The sequence below is a fragment of the Bordetella sp. 02P26C-1 genome (genome assembly GCF_009763255.1).
Taxonomy (GTDB): Bacteria; Pseudomonadota; Gammaproteobacteria; order Burkholderiales; family Burkholderiaceae_B; genus Bordetella_A.
The window spans coordinates 175084-190563 of the sequence record NZ_WSJB01000005.1; the positions used below are offsets into that span (position 1 = coordinate 175084).

General features: G+C 60.3%; 13 protein-coding genes and 1 pseudogene. 9 read left to right on the forward strand and 5 right to left on the reverse strand.

Annotated elements, in window-relative coordinates; genetic code table 11:
- Positions 1-93: 93 nt before the first annotated feature.
- Positions 94-843, reverse strand: a complete 750-nt coding sequence (locus GOQ28_RS04085) for an IclR family transcriptional regulator (protein ID WP_336603735.1) — start codon at positions 841-843, stop codon at positions 94-96.
- 170 nt (positions 844-1013) lie between these two features.
- On the opposite strand from GOQ28_RS04085, the gene GOQ28_RS04090 reads away from it, so the two are divergent.
- The 9 genes from GOQ28_RS04090 to GOQ28_RS04130 all read left to right on the forward strand — a co-directional run bounded on the left by GOQ28_RS04090 (position 1014) and on the right by GOQ28_RS04130 (position 10892).
- Positions 1014-1832, forward strand: a complete 819-nt coding sequence (locus tag GOQ28_RS04090; protein ID WP_160355530.1) for a hypothetical protein — start codon at positions 1014-1016, stop codon at positions 1830-1832.
- Positions 1833-1840: 8 nt separating this feature from the next.
- Positions 1841-3568: a thiamine pyrophosphate-binding protein gene (locus GOQ28_RS04095; protein WP_160355531.1), complete on the forward strand. Its 1728-nt coding sequence runs from the start codon at positions 1841-1843 to the stop codon at positions 3566-3568.
- A 61-nt stretch (positions 3569-3629) separates the two neighbouring features.
- On the forward strand, positions 3630-4610 hold the full coding sequence (locus GOQ28_RS04100; RefSeq protein WP_160355532.1) for a Bug family tripartite tricarboxylate transporter substrate binding protein: 981 nt from the start codon (positions 3630-3632) through the stop codon (positions 4608-4610).
- A gap of 4 nt (positions 4611-4614) precedes the next feature.
- Positions 4615-5409, forward strand: coding sequence for an SDR family NAD(P)-dependent oxidoreductase (locus GOQ28_RS04105; RefSeq protein WP_160355533.1), 795 nt, complete (start codon positions 4615-4617; stop codon positions 5407-5409).
- Between the two features lie 57 nt (positions 5410-5466).
- Positions 5467-7011 (forward strand): class I adenylate-forming enzyme family protein, encoded by a 1545-nt coding sequence (locus tag GOQ28_RS04110; RefSeq protein WP_160355534.1) that lies wholly within the window; start codon positions 5467-5469, stop codon positions 7009-7011.
- On the forward strand, positions 7008-8237 hold the full coding sequence (locus GOQ28_RS04115; protein WP_160355535.1) for a thiolase family protein: 1230 nt from the start codon (positions 7008-7010) through the stop codon (positions 8235-8237). Before GOQ28_RS04110 ends, GOQ28_RS04115 begins: the two co-directional genes overlap by 4 nt.
- Positions 8238-8289: 52 nt before the next feature.
- On the forward strand, positions 8290-9276 hold the full coding sequence (locus GOQ28_RS04120) for a Bug family tripartite tricarboxylate transporter substrate binding protein (protein WP_160355536.1): 987 nt from the start codon (positions 8290-8292) through the stop codon (positions 9274-9276).
- Positions 9277-9282: 6 nt separating this feature from the next.
- Positions 9283-10209 carry an NAD(P)-dependent oxidoreductase gene (locus tag GOQ28_RS04125; RefSeq protein WP_160355537.1) on the forward strand — a complete coding sequence of 309 codons (927 nt, stop codon included), beginning with the start codon at positions 9283-9285 and terminating at the stop codon, positions 10207-10209.
- A complete protein-coding gene (locus GOQ28_RS04130) occupies positions 10206-10892 on the forward strand; it encodes an HpcH/HpaI aldolase family protein (protein ID WP_160355538.1) in 687 nt (228 codons plus the stop codon). Before GOQ28_RS04125 ends, GOQ28_RS04130 begins: the two co-directional genes overlap by 4 nt.
- Before the next feature lie 104 nt (positions 10893-10996).
- Here GOQ28_RS04130 and GOQ28_RS18740 read toward each other — a convergent pair whose 3' ends face one another.
- The 4 genes and pseudogenes from GOQ28_RS18740 to GOQ28_RS04155 form a co-directional block, all read right to left on the reverse strand.
- Positions 10997-12031 (reverse strand): M48 family metalloprotease, encoded by a 1035-nt coding sequence (locus GOQ28_RS18740; RefSeq protein ID WP_160355539.1) that lies wholly within the window; start codon positions 12029-12031, stop codon positions 10997-10999.
- A pseudogene (locus GOQ28_RS18580) lies at positions 12015-13124 on the reverse strand (YjgN family protein). The gene GOQ28_RS18740 and the pseudogene GOQ28_RS18580 overlap by 17 nt, the downstream one beginning before the upstream one ends.
- A gap of 159 nt (positions 13125-13283) precedes the next feature.
- Entirely contained in the window at positions 13284-14483 is a 1200-nt protein-coding gene (locus GOQ28_RS04150; RefSeq protein ID WP_160355542.1) for a CaiB/BaiF CoA transferase family protein, read from the reverse strand.
- 37 nt (positions 14484-14520) lie between these two features.
- A complete protein-coding gene (locus GOQ28_RS04155; RefSeq protein ID WP_160355543.1) occupies positions 14521-15399 on the reverse strand; it encodes an HpcH/HpaI aldolase/citrate lyase family protein in 879 nt (292 codons plus the stop codon).
- Positions 15400-15480: the final 81 nt, after the last annotated feature.

Here is a 15480-nt window from a genome sequence, read left to right on the forward strand (position 1 = left end):
AACGCGGCCGCGCTTGGGCGTCCGCATGGTCTTGTTGAAGACGGCGCTCAGCCGGCTCACCACGTCAGCCGGGGGTGACGGTGGCATCGATCGTCAATACACCGTCCCACCCGCTTGCATATCCGCGCGAAGCTGTCGTGCTTCTCGTGACAGCACGCCGATCACGCGCTTCAGATTGGCGCCAGACAGACGGGATCGTATTGCGGCCACGCTTAACGCAGCGATCACTGTACCTTGTGCATCCAACACCGGTACGGCTACACCCACCATCTCGGGAATGATGCGTCCAGGATTGAGCGCATAGCCTTTTTCCAGCGTCGTGGCGATGTCCTCGCGCAGCACATCCAGGCTGGGGTACGCTGGATGCAAGCCCGCATGATTTCTGCCGAGAATACTGTCGATCTCCTCTGCCGGCTGAAACGCCAGCAGCGCGAGACTGCCCGCGCCCAGCCCGAGCGGCCGGCGATGCCCTGGCTCTAGCGTCAGGATCTTGATCGGGAAGTCACCGGTCTTGCGATCAATGCAGACTGCATCGTCGCCAGAGCGCATGGACAGATATGCGGTGTCGCCGGTTTCGGTCGCGATGCGTTGCAGTCCGGCCTCGGCGAATTCACGTATGCCACGCCGACGCGCGGCGGCGATGCCCAATACGTACGCTTCTCTGCCCAAACCATAGGTTCGCAACGCCGGATCCTGATAAACGAATCCCTCGGCCTGCAATGCGGCCAGCATCCGGTGCGCGGTCGGCTGCGGCAATCCGCTGGCCGTCGCCAGGTCGCTCAGCCCCGCCCCGCGCGGCGGCGCGGCGGCCACCTGCTTCAGCAGTTGCAAGACCCTGGACACGCTCTGCGCGCCTGTCAGCCCCCTTGGCGACACTGGGTCACCCATTTTCTTCATCTTTGTGACTTCCATATGGTGGAGTTGTGCATAGCCGTACCCGGTGGTGATTACTAGAATCTATCCCAGTAGTCCGCAGTTTTCCAATAAAGAGTACTCCACCTAATGGAGTTGATGTGGTTGAGACAACTGTTCTGGATAGTGCGACCAAGCTGACGGCGCATCACCGTGGCCACGTCGTAATCGCGGCCTCGCACGGCGGGGTTTACCCGGCGTATCTCGCCGCCGCTGCCGGCGTGACCGCGATCTTTTTGAATAACGCGGGCGTGGGAAAGGACGCTGCTGGGATTGCGGGTCTGGAATACCTGCAGCACTGCGGTATTCCCGCAGCCGCCGTCGATCACTGGTCCGCACGCATCGGGGACGGTGCGGATACACGTGATCACGGCAAACTGAGTCACGTCAACGAGACTGCCCGGCTGCGTGGCTGCATGATAGGCATGTCGGTGACGGATGCCGCTACGCTGCTCGCGCAAGGAACGCATGCTGCGGTGGCGGATGCGGTAAAGCCAGAAGAAGCCAGGTATGAACTGGCGAACGTAGGCCACCGCAAAGTCATCGGTATCGATTCAGTCTCGCTGCTGGAAGATGCCGATGCGAATGCACTGGTCGTAACAGCGTCGCATGGCGCTCTGCTCGCCAGTTCGGGCACCGATAGCGTGCGTGTGCAGGTGCCGGTGATCTCGTTTCATGACGCAGGTGGAGGCAAGGACGACGCAGGATACAGCCGTTTGCCACGCCTGGAAGCACGTGGCATCGCCGCCGTGACAGTCAGCGCGGACAGTGCGCGTATCGGCGATTCCCGATCCTGCTACGACGAGGGAATCATCTCGCGAGCCAACGCGCCCGCCCGTGAATTGGGTGCGCGCCCTGGCGATTCTTTGAAGTCTTTCTATGCATCGCTGCAACTCGGCGGGCACACCCACAGGAGCTAGATTCCAAAATGTCCGAAACCATTGAAATCACCGGCGGTGAAGCCATCGCACGCATGTACGCCGCCCACGGGGTAGGCCCCATGTTCGGGATGGGTGGATTTCAGATGCTGCCCTTCTATGATGCCGTGCGGCGGCTGGGCATGACCCACTATCTGATCAACGACGAACGGTGTGGGATCTTTGCTGCGGACGCCTATGCAAAGGTCTCCGGCCGCGTCGGCGTCTGCGATGCAACGCTGGGGCCTGGCGCTACGAATCTGGTAACAGGGCTGGTGGAAGCCCTGAACGCCGGCACACCCCTCGTCGTGCAAGTGGGCGACTCGCACCGCGCCCACTCTTGGAAAAACATGACGCAGGAGACGCGTCAGATCGAGGTATTACGCCCCATCAGCAAGGAGCTGATCCGCGTAGAACGCATCGAACGCATTCCCGAACTGGTGAGACGCGCGTTCGCGGTGGCGACACAGGGCCGTCCGGGGCCGGTGGTGCTGGATGTGCCAGAGGACATCGCGCATGCCACGCACACGTTTTCTATGTCTGAATTTACGGCAGGATCTTTCGTCAATCAGACGCCGTCGCTACGCATCCGGCCGGATGCGGAAACTTTGCAGCAGGCTGCGAACTTGCTGGCACGCGCCCGTCGTCCGGTGATGCTATGTGGAGGCGGAGTACACCTGAGCGGTGCCGCCGAAACCGTGCAAGCCTTCGCGGAAAATTTGGACGTCCCTGTCGCGCATACGCTCAGTGGCAAAGGCGCCATCGCATGCACGCATGATTTGAATGCAGGCCTGTTCGGCCGATATAGCCGGATTGCCAATGACCTGATTGCCGCCGCGGACTGTCTGTTTGTCGTCGGCTGCAAACTGGGAGAAATCGCCACACGCCGATTTGATTTGATTCCGGCGGGTACGCCGCTGATTCATCTGGACATCGTGGCAGAAGAGTTGGAACGCACGACACCGGCGCAAGTACGCCTCTGGGGCGATATCAAGGCGACACTGCCGGAGCTGCAAGCGCAGGTGCTGTCTTTGCGTCACGACCAACGTCGTGACGATATGGCAATCGAGACGCGCAAGCGTATGGTGGAATGGCGCAGCTCCGTCAAAGAAAGACTGGAGTCCAATGAGCGGCCGGTAGGCATGGCCCGGCTACTGCACGAGATTAATGCCTGGCTACCCGCAGATGGGTATCTGATTGCAGACGGCGGCTTTGCCGCGCACTGGGGCGGGCTCTTGTTCGACACGAAGCAGCCGGGACGACACTTCGTGCCGGATCGCGGCTTCGCGTCGATCGGGTACGGCATCCCGGGCGCGATTGGTGCCGCCCTGGCCGCGCCCGGCAAGCCCGTGCTCAGCCTGACGGGCGATGGCGGCTGCAATATGTCGCTCGGTGAATTGGAAACAGCGGTGCGTTTAAAGCTGCCTTTTACCTTGCTCGTCGTCAACAACGCGGCGTCTGGCTACGTCAAGGCGCTGCAACACCTGATGTACGGGGCCGATACCTATCAATCAGCGGATCTGAACGACACCAATTACGCCAACGTGGCGAGCGCGCTGGGATGCCAGGGTATCCGCGTCGAAGATCCCGCAGAACTGCGCAGCGCGCTGGATGCCGCCGCCCAATGCACGGATCGCCCGACCGTGATCGATATCGTCGTCACACGGGACCCGGCCAAGATGCTACCCGGAGTCGATAACCGCGCAGCGAAGGTCAAGCCCGGCGACCGCATCGCATAACGCTTAACACCGCTGGCCGCCCAGGCGAGCGGCAGTACCCGCCCCAAAGGAGACATAGACAATGAAAACTAAAACGCTGTTTGCCATGACGTCCGCGGTACTCGCCATGACCGCGTCATTGACCACGACGGCCGCCGAAACCAGCTATCCGGATAAGCCACTAACCCTGATAGTGCCCTTCCCGCCTGGCGGCACGTCCGATGTGGTGGGACGCATATTGGCGGACTCCCTGTCGAAAGAGCTTGGCCAGACCATCGTGGTAGAGAACAAAGCGGGCGCGGGTGGGACGGTCGGCGCGCGCGCTGTAGCGAGCGCCAAGCCCGATGGATACACACTGCTATTAGGCACATCGAGCACGAACGGCACGAACTCGGCGGTCTATCGCAATCTCCCGTATGACGCGTACAAAGACTTTACGCCCATCACGCAGATCATCCGCGTGCCGGGCGTGATCGCGGTGAACAAGAAGTTTGCGGGCAAGGACTATCCATCTTTTGTCGAGACGTTGAAGGCCGAACCGAAGAAGCATACCTATGCCTCATCGGGCAACGGCGGTGCCACGCATCTGGCGATGGAATACTACAAATCCCTGACAGGACTCGATATCACGCACGTGCCGTATCGAGGCACTGGGCCGGCATTGAATGACGTCATCGGCGGGCAGGTCGACATGATCTGGGACACGGCGGCTTCCTCCATGCCGCATATGCTGGCGGGCAATCTGATTCCAGTCATGGTGGCGGGCAAATCACGGCTGGCGCAATTGCCGGACGTGCCGACAGCAGCGGAAGTCGGCTTGCCGAATTACGACGCGGAAATGTGGAATGGCTTGCTGGCGCCTGCGGGACTGCCCGATGACGTGCTGAAGAAATTGAACGCCGCCGCCGTGCGCGCGCTGAAGAACCCCGAGACACAGCGCCGCTACGAGGCCTTGGGCGCTTATGTCATCGCTGACACACCTGAGCAGTTCGGCGAGATGGTGCGCAACGACGTGGCAAAGTGGAAGAAAGTCGCCGAGTTCGGCAACATCGCGTTGGACTAGCCTCATGATGCAACGACTGGCATCGAAAGTAGCCATCGTGATGGGCGCCGGCTCGCGCGAAGATGGCTGGAGTAATGGCAAGGCGGCGGCCGCGCTCTACGCCCGCGAGGGCGCGCTTGTTTATGCCGTCGATGTGGACCTCGTGGCAGCCGAACGCACCCGCGACATCATCCTTGACGAGGGAGGCGTCTGCGCCGCACTGCGGGCTGACATCACCGTGTCCAGTGACATCAAGGCGGTGGTAGATACCGTGCTGCGCGATCACGGCCGCATCGACGTTCTGCATAACAACGTCGGCATCACAGCGATGGGGGACGTCGTGGAGGCCTCGGAGGAAAGTTGGCGCAGCGTCCTGGACACCAATCTAACCGGGGTGTTCCTGACTTGCAAACACGTCTTGCCGGTGATGCAAGCCCAGCATAGCGGCGCGATCGTCAACATCTCGTCGCTCGCCTCCATTCAGGTCAATCACTACCCTTACCCGTCGTACGCAGCCGCGAAGGCCGGATTGAATCAACTGACGCGCGCGATGGCGGTGCAGTATGCCAGTCAAGGCATACGGGTCAATGCGGTTTTGCCTGGCGTCATGGACACCCCCATGATCTACCGGCAGATCGCGGGCGAATTCAACAGCATCGAAGCCATGCGGCAGAAAAGAAATTCGGCTTCGCCAATGGGAAGGATGGGCGATGCATGGGATGTGGCACACGCCGCGCTCTTTCTGGTGTCGGACGAGGCCAAATACATCACCGGTGTATGCCTGCCCGTCGATGGCGGCAAGAGTTGCGCGGGACGATGAAACACAGATACGAGCCTCGTCCACGGAAATGAAAATCCAAAGCAGGAACCACATTTTATGAATCTTTCGCTATGGACGTCTCAGGCCGCGCACCGCCACGGCGATCGCATCGCGATCATCGACGGATCGCGGCAATGGACATATCGGGAGTTCGAGGCCTTGGTCGACCGCCTCGCCAGCGGGCTGGCCAACGCGTACGAGCCGGGCTCACGTGTGGCAGTCATGATGCATAACCGGGCGGAAGCCGTGATGCTGCAGTTCGCATTGGAACGAGCGGGCCTGGTTCGCGTCCCGGTCAACTTCCGCTATACCGCACACGAACTAGCAACATTGACTGCACATTGTGATGCGGCGGCGTTGGTCCATGACGCGGAATGCGCAGCGACGGTTGCCGCCGCCGGCCTCAACGATAGCGTGCACCGCATACCTATCACCTCCGACGAATGGGCGTCACTCATCAGCCATTGCATCGCCCCGGACAAACTCCATCGGGCGAGCCTGAATACACTTGCGACCATCAACTACACCTCGGGCACGACGGGCAATCCTAAAGGCGTCATGCTCTCGCACGGCAATTGGGCAGCGGTCTACCGCAATATGCTGGTGGACCGACCGCTATCCCGCGACGATGTCGTTGCCTATGTCGGACCGATGACCCATTCCAGCGGCGCCTATCTGGCGCCATGGTATTGGCGGGGCGCGCGCAACATCATCGTATCACCGCCCACGCCTGCGAATCTGGCCGATACCATTGAACGCGAGCGGGTGACGGCATTTACCTGCGTTCCCACCTTCCTGACCCGGTTCTTGACTCTGGCGGACCTGGATAGCCGGGACTTTAAAAGCTTGCGCTTTATCGGCTATGGAGCGGAAGCCATTCCCGCGAATACGCTGGAACGGGCATGGCAGGTCTTTGGCCCCATCCTATGGCAGAACTACGGCCAGACCGAAGCGATGATGACCTGCGCGCACCTGCCGCCCGAGGACCATATCCTGCGCGATGCGGACGGCGAGCTGAGGTTCAGACATGGCGCGATCGGTCGACCTTACACATTCGTGGAGATGGTCGTACGGGACAAACGTGGTGATCCGGTGGCGTCTGGAGAAATCGGCGAGCTGACTATTCGCGGCGAACACGTCATGCAAGGCTATTGGGAACAGCCGGACCTGACCGCCGAGACGGTGCGAGACGGATGGCTATGGACGGGCGATCTGGCGACCACTGACGAGGACGGTCTGATACGGCTGGTTGGCCGGCGCAAAGATATGTTGATCTGCGGCGGCTTCAACATCTATCCCAGCGAGGTCGAATCGCACCTGACTGCCCTGCCCGGCGTGCTCGAAGCTGCCGTGGTGGCGCACCCTGACGCATCGTGGGGTGAGATCGCAGTGGCCTATGTGGTCCAGGATCAACCCGAGCGATGGACCGCCGATACGCTGGCGGCCGCAATGCGGCCCATTCTAGGCATCAAAACGCCGCGTGCATGGCGGCTCGTTGCTGAGTTACCTAAGACCAACAACGGAAAAATCGATAAACGACGACTGCAGCGCGACTATGCCGACAGTTTGCAGTCCGGTGATAACAAGGAGCCTGTCGCATGACACAAACCCGCGGTGCAATTCGTATAGGGTGTCCCGATCGCGAAGTCGTCGTGTGCGCCTTTGCGCGTTCGCCTTTTGGGCGTTTCGGTGGCGTGTTGTCCCCCCTGACACTGCCCGACTTGGGAGCACAAGTCATCAATGCGCTATTAACTAAATCCGGAATTCCGGCAGCGGATATCGGAGCTGCGTACTGCGGGATCGGGCTCGCTGGGGCAGCGGCCTTGACGGTCACGCGCCAAACCGTGCTGCGATCCGTGCTCGCTCAGGAGCTTCCTTCCGTCGGTATCGACAGAGCGTGTTGTTCGGGCATGACCGCCATCGCGCAAGCCGCACGAGACATCATGCTGGGACTACAGGACGTGGCGATTGCCGGCGGCATGGAGAGCCTGTCAAACATGCCGATGTACCTGCCACGTCAACGCAGCATCCGGCCCGGCTCTGTCCAATTGAAAGACCCATTGATTCTGGGGGGGGATGCAGTGGACCGGCCCATTGCCGTGTATTCCGGCGAAGAGGCCGAACGCTTCGGCGTTGATCGTTCGCAACAAGACGCCTGGGCGGCCCAAAGTCATCAACGCTATTTCGAGGCACTGGAGCAAGGCGCCTTTGCAAACGAGATCGTACCCATCGAGGTGGCTAACGGCGCGGAACTCACACGAGTCACGGTCGACGAAGGCCCGCGACCCGACACGACACCATCCAAACTCGCGCGGTTAAAAACCGTCTATGGAAGCCCCACGATCACTGCCGGCAATGCCCCGGGCCTAAGCGACGGCGCAGCGTTCCTGGTGCTGAGCACCCGAGCCTTCGCCACGCAACGCGGCTGGCCTGTACTAGGCCACATCACCTCGTACGCGCAAGCCGCTGGCGGCCCCACGTCAGGTACATCGCTACCCGCCACGGCCATTGAACGACTGTTGGCGATCGAAGGCGCCGACATTCTGGACTTCGACCGGATAGAGATTAACGAGGCTTATGCCGCTACGGCATTGGTCAGCACGCAGGTTCTCAGCCAGGGATCGCAGGCCGATCTGGCGACGATCCGATCGCGGACCAATCCGTGGGGCGGTGCCGTGGCGATCGGCCATCCGCTGGGCGCGTCCGGTGCGCGCCTGGTCATGACACTGCTGTCGGGCTTTGAAAAGGCCGGCAAGAAGCAGCGTGGCATCGCTGCGATCTGCGGAGGATTTGGACAAAGCGATGCCTTGGTCGTGGAGTCGGCTTAGACGCCAGCCTGCTCCCCAACCTCACAACCACAATGATAGCCAGGAGGAAGACATGCAAAATTATCTGCGCATAGCATCACTGATGGTCGCCATGACGGTGGGGGCCCTTTCCGCCGCGCCCGCCGTATCGGCTGAACAGAAATGGCCCGAACGTCCGATACGGATGGTGATTCCGTTCGCCGCGGGCGGGGGCACCGATGTGTTGGGACGCATGCTGGCCCAGAAGATGTCAGAGGGTTTGGGCCAACCGATCGTCGTCGAGAACAAACCCGGCGCGGGCGGCAGCGTCGGCACGGCAGATGTGGCCAAGGCCACCCCGGACGGGTACACCATCCTGCTGGGCAGCAGTTCCACACATGGCATCAACCCTGTGCTGTATTCGAAACTCCCCTATGACGCCATCAACGATTTCGAGCCTATCGCGCTGATCGCCACGAACAAGTTTGTCATGGCAGTGCCAGGAAAGTTTCCGGCCAATAACCTTCAGGAATTCATCACGCTGACCAAAGCCGATCCCGAAAAGTATCCCTATGCTTCTTCCGGCAATGGCACCACCAGCCATCTGGCCGGCGCATTGTTTGTAAAGCAATCCGGCGTTCCGCTCGCGCACATCCCCTACAAGAGTAACGTCCCCGGTTTGAACGATCTCATGGCGGGGCGGGTCGCGGTGATGTTCGACAATATCACCGCGATGCAGGGGCAAATTCAGGCTGGCATGGTCAAGCCTATCGCGACAACGGGCGAGACCCGATCCCCCATCCTGCCTGACGTGCCCACAATGAAGGAGCAAGGGTTGCAGGACTACCAGATCGGAGGCTGGTTTGTACTGATGGCGCCCGCCAAGACGCCGAAAGCGATCACACAGCGCATCTATGAAGAGCTCAAAAAAGTGGTTTCTCAGAAAGACGTGCACGACAGGATGGTCGCGATCGGGGCGGACCCGCAAGTAGAGGGGCCCGACGACTTGCGCAAGCATCTCGCGACCGAGATTCCACGCTGGAAGGAGATCGTCGACCTCGCTGGCGCCAAAGTGGATTAAGGCGCAATGATGAGCTCGAGGGAAGACAGCGGATGCCCTGCCGACCCCCAAACCGTTGCCTGCATCGGACTGGGCATTATGGGGCAGGCGATGGCCTGCCGGCTCATCGGGGCCGGCTTCGATGTGCGCGGGGTGGACCCCAACCCGCAAGCGGCGAACGCCCTCGCAATGCGTGGGGCGCAGATGTGCGCATCGCCTGCGGTAGCGGCGGCCTCGGCGCAATGTGCCATCATCATGGTGAGCAACGCCACGCAAGTGCGAGCGGTGCTGTTTGGACCGGAGGGCATTGTCCACACAATGCCGCGCGCAGGCGTCGTGTGGATCGCGAGCACTATACCGGCAGACGTGATGCGCGAATGTGCAAGGCGTCTTTCCGAATACGGGCTAACGCCTCTGGACGGCCCGGTCAGCGGTGGACGTCGCAAGGCACAAGCCGGCACGCTGACGGTTATCGCGGGGGGCAGTCAGGCGGCGCTCGAAGGCGCCATGCCCTACCTGTCCGCGTGTGCGGCTCAAATACACCACGTCGGCGAGACGGGTGTGGCATCCACCATCAAGATCATCAACAACCTGCTGGCCGCCAGTCACGTCGTCCTGACGGCGGAAGCGCTAGCTTTGGGCGCGCGAACAGGTGTGGCGCTGGACAAGCTGATTGAGGTCGTCGGGTGCAGCTCCGGAGCGTCACAGATGTTCTTGAATCGCGCCTCGCGCATGACCCAAGGCGACCATGAAGTGCACGCCAGCATCGACACGTTTTTGAAAGACCTCGACATTGCGCTAGCGTCGGCTCAATCTCTCGGCGCGAGCGTCCCGGTTTCGCGGGCCGCGCGCGCGGTGTTAGCCCGTGCAGCGCAATCGGGCATGGGGCCTCATAGTGATACGGAACTATTCGACCTTTATCAGGCGGCCAGAGCACTCTCGGATGAACAATGAGCACATTCAAAGACAAACTCAGGAACGGCGATACCGTGTCGTTAATCAACGTGAACCATCCAAGTCTTGGCGTCGTTGATGTGGTATCGCGTCTGGGGATCGACGCATTCATGTTCGACTGTGAACAAGGCAACCTCAGTTACGCTGACGTTGAGTACATGGGCCGCGCCGCGCAGTCCAATGGGGTAGGCGCTATCGCCCGCATTCCGTCGCCTGAGCCATGGATCATCGAACGCACAATCATGCGAGGCGTGGATGGGCTCGTCATCCCCAGGCTGGATACAGCGGATCAGGCCCAGCGTGCCATCGCGGATATCCGATACGCGTCCCCCTCTACCTTCGCACGCAAAGTAATCATCGTTCAAATCGAGACCGTCCCGGCGGTGCAGGAACTCGATGATTTTCTGAGCCTTTCAGAGGTCGATTGCTTCTTTGTGGGCGCGGTAGATCTTGCCAAGAGCATGGGGTATGACGGTGATTATTCGCAACCTGCCGTGCAGGCTAAGCTACAGGACGTCGTGTCCAGGATCGTCGCCCGCGGTCGCACGGCGGGCTTTCTGGTCAAGGAAAACGATATGGCCTACTGGCAGTCTCAGGGAGTCACAATGTTGTATTCACACGTGAATGAGTTTTTGTCGCTCGGCGTGCGACATTGGCGTCTCGCTGCGGGACTGCCGGTTTAGGTTGTGCCGTTGGGAATAGGTCAGCACTCATTTCAAATGCGTGGATGAAATCCATCGTAGTATGGGGAAAAGGGCAACGGTTCCGATTTAAGACTGCTTCTGTTTCAGCGCCCTTCTCGGATCCATTGCACGCGCTCCTCCGTACGCGGGTGACTCGATAACCAGCTCGGCCCTCCGCTGGCGCTGCGTTCCGACAGCTTTTCCAGCAACACCGCCAATGTTTCAGGATCGCGATTCGCCTGCCGCATCAAAGCCGCGCCACGCGCGTCAGCGTCGCGCTCGAACCCACGCGAATACCCCAGGTCGAACAAGCCCGCCCCTAGCACGCCCATGTCGTGCGTCATGCTCGACAGGTCGCCCGTCATCAACATCACGACGGCCGACAGGCCAGCGACACGCGCCAGGCGGCGTATGCCGTGTCGGAGTTCAACGTGGGCAATCTCGTGAGCAAGCACCCCTGCCAGGGCGTCTGGCGTTTGTGCCAGGTCCGCCAGTTCATCGGTGACGATGATCTGGCCACCGAGGAGCGCTATCGCGTTGGCACCGACCAGCTTGTCACCGCGCCGGAAGGCGAGCTTCAGCGTGCCAGACTTTGTATCCGCGTGGCTGGAGAGCTCATCGAACACGGCGAGGATGGCGCGCTGTTTTTTGGCTGGCAATTCGCTAGGGTGCAAGGCCACGCTATCCAACGTATCCATTGCGGCACCGCCGAGCCGGGCCTCTACGGCCTGGGGAACCAATCGCGAGGCGGCGTCAGCAAACCACGGCACGGTCCAACGCAATCCGATAAAAAAACCAAGTACGCCCAGGACGGCCAGAGCGAGCAGCGGTGCACCGAGGTTTTCCAACCGATGCCACAAGCCGACGCTGCGCCGCCCGAACGTACGCTCCAACGTGTCAACATGATCGTTGTCGTCCGTCTCGAATACGAAGCCGTCCGGGAGCGTGGCGCGTCGGGCGGTCTCGCCCATGCGGCTGGACCACCGCAATGATCCTGGCGGCAGGTCGCGCGTTGTCTCACCGTCGTCCAGTAGCAACGAGCCGCCTGGCTGAAGCGTGATCGAGGCAGCACGATAGGAAGCCGCGTTGGGCCGGAAAAGCCGGCCTCGCAACGTGCAGGGCTCAGTAGAGCGCTGCACTGGCGAAGCCTTCAAGCTCGCTGAACTCCCCGCCGAAACTGCCCGGCGCGTTCTGCTGATTCGATACCGCTTCGTCGAGTCCAGGCGCAGCCAGTAGCGTTATGTTCTGCATCAGATAACGGTACTGGCGCACGCGCGCCCATGGATAGGCGAGCGTCAGCGCGGCAGAGGCGACGAGCAAGCCCGACACAATGATCCAGACATAGCGCAAGGGCGACAGGCGGCTTTCCAGGCGATGGCCACCCGTGATTGTCGTACCGTTAAGGATCTCGTTATGCACGCTAGCGCCGTAATAAAGCCCCGCGACAAAGAGGGCGATGTAGCCGCTGAGAATCACCCACCAAAAACTCAGAATGAGATTGACGGGATCGAAATGACTATGGATGTGCGCCATCGCTCCCGGCGGAAACAAGCCCGTCAGAAACGCCACACCTATGCCCATGAAGACAGTGGCGATGAACACCTACACGCTACGCCCCAAGGCGGCATAGAGGGCGCTCAGCCGTGGCTCGGTCGCAAAGGCGAGGTTGCCATAGCCGTAGCCGCTAGCCAGATAGCGCGCGGACATGCGCGAACACAATGGAGCCAATAGCCCGCATGAGAATACCGCGACGATCGGCATGATTAGGAAAACGAGCGCCGCGCCGCCATATCGGCCGCGAAAGCCAAAGCGGACGTTGCTCCATGAGGTCATGGCGGCATTAAAGCTCAGGCCCGCATTGATCGCCCAGGGCAACGCCAACATCAAAGCGATAAAGGCGGCCCACTCGAGCGAGGGCCACAGCCAAACCAGCGCGGAATAGGCGGCAATGGCGATCAGAGCCATCAACCGCCCTTTGAAGATCTGCAGGCCAGTGGCGTGATAATCGAAAGCGTGACCATTGACCACGGTATGACGCAGAAACCATTGGTTCGTGCGCACCTTGGCCCAGGCAGACCAGATCCCCAAGGTCACAATAGTGAGCAGCAGATTCACCAGCCAGATGCGGAAAAAGCCGACTGCCTTGCCGTGGAACTGCATGGGCAACGGCTGTGATCCGCTTGATGTATCCCAATCGGATGTAGAGCAATTGGAGGAGCCTGACGGACTCATCTGCGCGCCTTTTGGCTGGAAAAGGAACGCTGATTCTAGCTAGCAGGCTCCGCCACGATTATGGGACAGGTTCGATATTACAAGGAATAGGACTACCTCCCTATCGCGCCGATGCACGAGGCGACGCATACGACGCGATGGACCCTGCCGCCCGCCGGATCAAATCACCCCTTTCTCTTTGAGTTCAGCAATACGCTCCTCGCTCAAGCCCAAACGTTCGCGAAATACCTCATCATTGTGCTGACCCAACGTCGGGCCCAACGACTTGATACCTCCGGGCGTTTCACTCAAGCGCGGCACGACGTTAGGCACCGCGTGCTCGCGCCCATGGGCGTCTTTGATATAGACAATGTTCTCGCGCGCCTTGTACTGAGGGTCTTCGAAAATCTCGTCGATCGAATAAACCGGACCGCAAGGCACCTGAAACTGCTCGCAAATCGAAATCACTTCGTCACGGTTGAACTTCAATGTCCATTCGGTGACGTAGTTGTCCACGTTCTCGCGATCGGCATCCCGCTGCTTGATGGTGCCCCACTTCCCTTCTCCACCGAATTCCGGAACGCCCATCGCGGTCGCCAGGCGTTCGAAGATCTTGTCGCTCGTGCAGGCTATGGCGATCCACTTCTCGTCTTTGGTGGGGTAATGACTGTGCGGGACGACGTTGACGGTGCCCGGGCCCATGCGCTGACGCACATAGCCTTTCATATGATAGGACGGCGCGATCTCGTCCAGGATACGGAAAATCGGCTCGTACAGGCCGATGTCGATATATTGGCCCTTGCCCGTTTTCTGCAGCGCCTGCAGAGAAAGCAGCACCCCCACCGCGCCATACAGGCCCGCCAGATAATCAGGAATGGTGGCCGAGCCCGGCGTCACGGGCGGGCGATCGGGATACCCCGCCAGAAATGACAGGCCGCCGAACGCATTGCCGATCCGACCGAAACCGGGCCGTGGGCTGTAGGGCCCGGTCTGGCCATAGCCAGAAATGCGGACCATGATGAGCTTTGGATTCACTTCCTTCATGACGTCCCAGCCCAGGCCCCACTTCTCCAGCGTACCGGGTTGAAAGTTCTCCACCAGCACATCCGCGCCGCGCACGAGCTCTTTAAGCAACTCGGCACCTTCGGGCGTACGCAGATCCAAGGTCACCGATTTCTTATTGCGGCATTCAGAAAGCCAGGGCAGCGAATCGCCCTCGGGCGTGATGCTGCCGAAACGACGCAATGCGTCCCCGATCTTGGGCATTTCGATCTTGATCACGTCAGCGCCGAACTCAGCGAGCTGAGTCGAGCAGAACGGGCCGGCTAGAAAGCTTGAAACGTCGATGATCTTTAAACCATCAAGGGGCTGGATATTCATAGCAGTAGCAACCACATTGTCCTCCGTAGGTGTCAGATCACTTCGCGCGCTGGCTCACGACTTTTTCGTGTACGGCGAGTAGTTTTTGAGCGGCATAGAGAATGGGATAGTCGATGAATTGACCGTCCAGCTGGAATGAAGAACTGCCCTCCTTCTCCGCTTGCTCGAAGGCCGCGACGACTTTGCGGGCACGAGCGACTTGCTCTTCGGTGGGGGAGAACACGTCGTTGACGACGGCTACCTGGTCAGGGTAGATGCACAATTTCCCTTGGAATCCCATGCGTAGCGCGCGCCTGGAGGACTGCGCAAAGCCCTCGGTATCTTGGATATTGATCCACACCGTATCGATGGGCGGTTCCTTTCCCGCCTGACGAGACATGAGGACCACCTGGCTCCGATAAGCCTGCAGCTCCTCTTCGTCGCGCGACCATTGCAGATTCATATCCAGACAAAAGTCGCCCGCGCCGAAGGCAACGCGCCGCACGCGAGATTCGCACGACAAAATCTCGCCAATCTTGGCCATGCCGCGACCGGTCTCGATCAAGGGCATCAAATCGATGCTACCTACGGGAAGCCCCCGCTCTTTCTCCAGGCAGCTGATCATCCACTCGGCGGTCTTGATATCGTGCGACGACTCGGTTTTGGGCAAAACGATGCCATCCAGCCCGGGCTGCACGACTTCATAGATATCGCCAAACGCGAACTCGGTGCTCAGGGGATTAACACGCACATAACCCAGGCACGAGCGCGAACGCTGCATGGCTTCGACCACCTTGCTACGGCTAGCCACCTTTTCGCTGATGGCGCAAGCGTCTTCCAGATCCAGAATCACCGCATCCGCGCCCAGCTGAAAGGCCTTTTCTACCCGTCTGGGATGGTTGGCGGGAGCAAACAAGAACGTCCTGAAAATTGCCATCGTGTCTCCTCGGCGTTTGTGCGTACATTTAAGATTTGTACGGACAATATAGGGGGATTGTCGAACCTCGTCAACGCAAAC

Bases quoted from the DNA above. Each gene is read 5' to 3' on its own strand.
- GOQ28_RS04110 (WP_160355534.1), top strand. From the start codon at position 5,467: ATGAATCTTTCGCTATGGACGTCTCAGGCCGCGCACCGCCACGGCGAT.
- GOQ28_RS04130 (WP_160355538.1), top strand. From the start codon at position 10,206: ATGAGCACATTCAAAGACAAACTCAGGAACGGCGATACCGTGTCGTTA.
- GOQ28_RS04115 (WP_160355535.1), top strand. From the start codon at position 7,008: ATGACACAAACCCGCGGTGCAATTCGTATAGGGTGTCCCGATCGCGAA.
- GOQ28_RS04155 (WP_160355543.1), bottom strand. From the start codon at position 15,399: ATGGCAATTTTCAGGACGTTCTTGTTTGCTCCCGCCAACCATCCCAGA.
- GOQ28_RS04105 (WP_160355533.1), top strand. From the start codon at position 4,615: ATGATGCAACGACTGGCATCGAAAGTAGCCATCGTGATGGGCGCCGGC.
- GOQ28_RS04125 (WP_160355537.1), top strand. From the start codon at position 9,283: ATGATGAGCTCGAGGGAAGACAGCGGATGCCCTGCCGACCCCCAAACC.
- GOQ28_RS04100 (WP_160355532.1), top strand. From the start codon at position 3,630: ATGAAAACTAAAACGCTGTTTGCCATGACGTCCGCGGTACTCGCCATG.
- GOQ28_RS04120 (WP_160355536.1), top strand. From the start codon at position 8,290: ATGCAAAATTATCTGCGCATAGCATCACTGATGGTCGCCATGACGGTG.
- GOQ28_RS04095 (WP_160355531.1), top strand. From the start codon at position 1,841: ATGTCCGAAACCATTGAAATCACCGGCGGTGAAGCCATCGCACGCATG.
- GOQ28_RS04150 (WP_160355542.1), bottom strand. From the start codon at position 14,483: ATGAATATCCAGCCCCTTGATGGTTTAAAGATCATCGACGTTTCAAGC.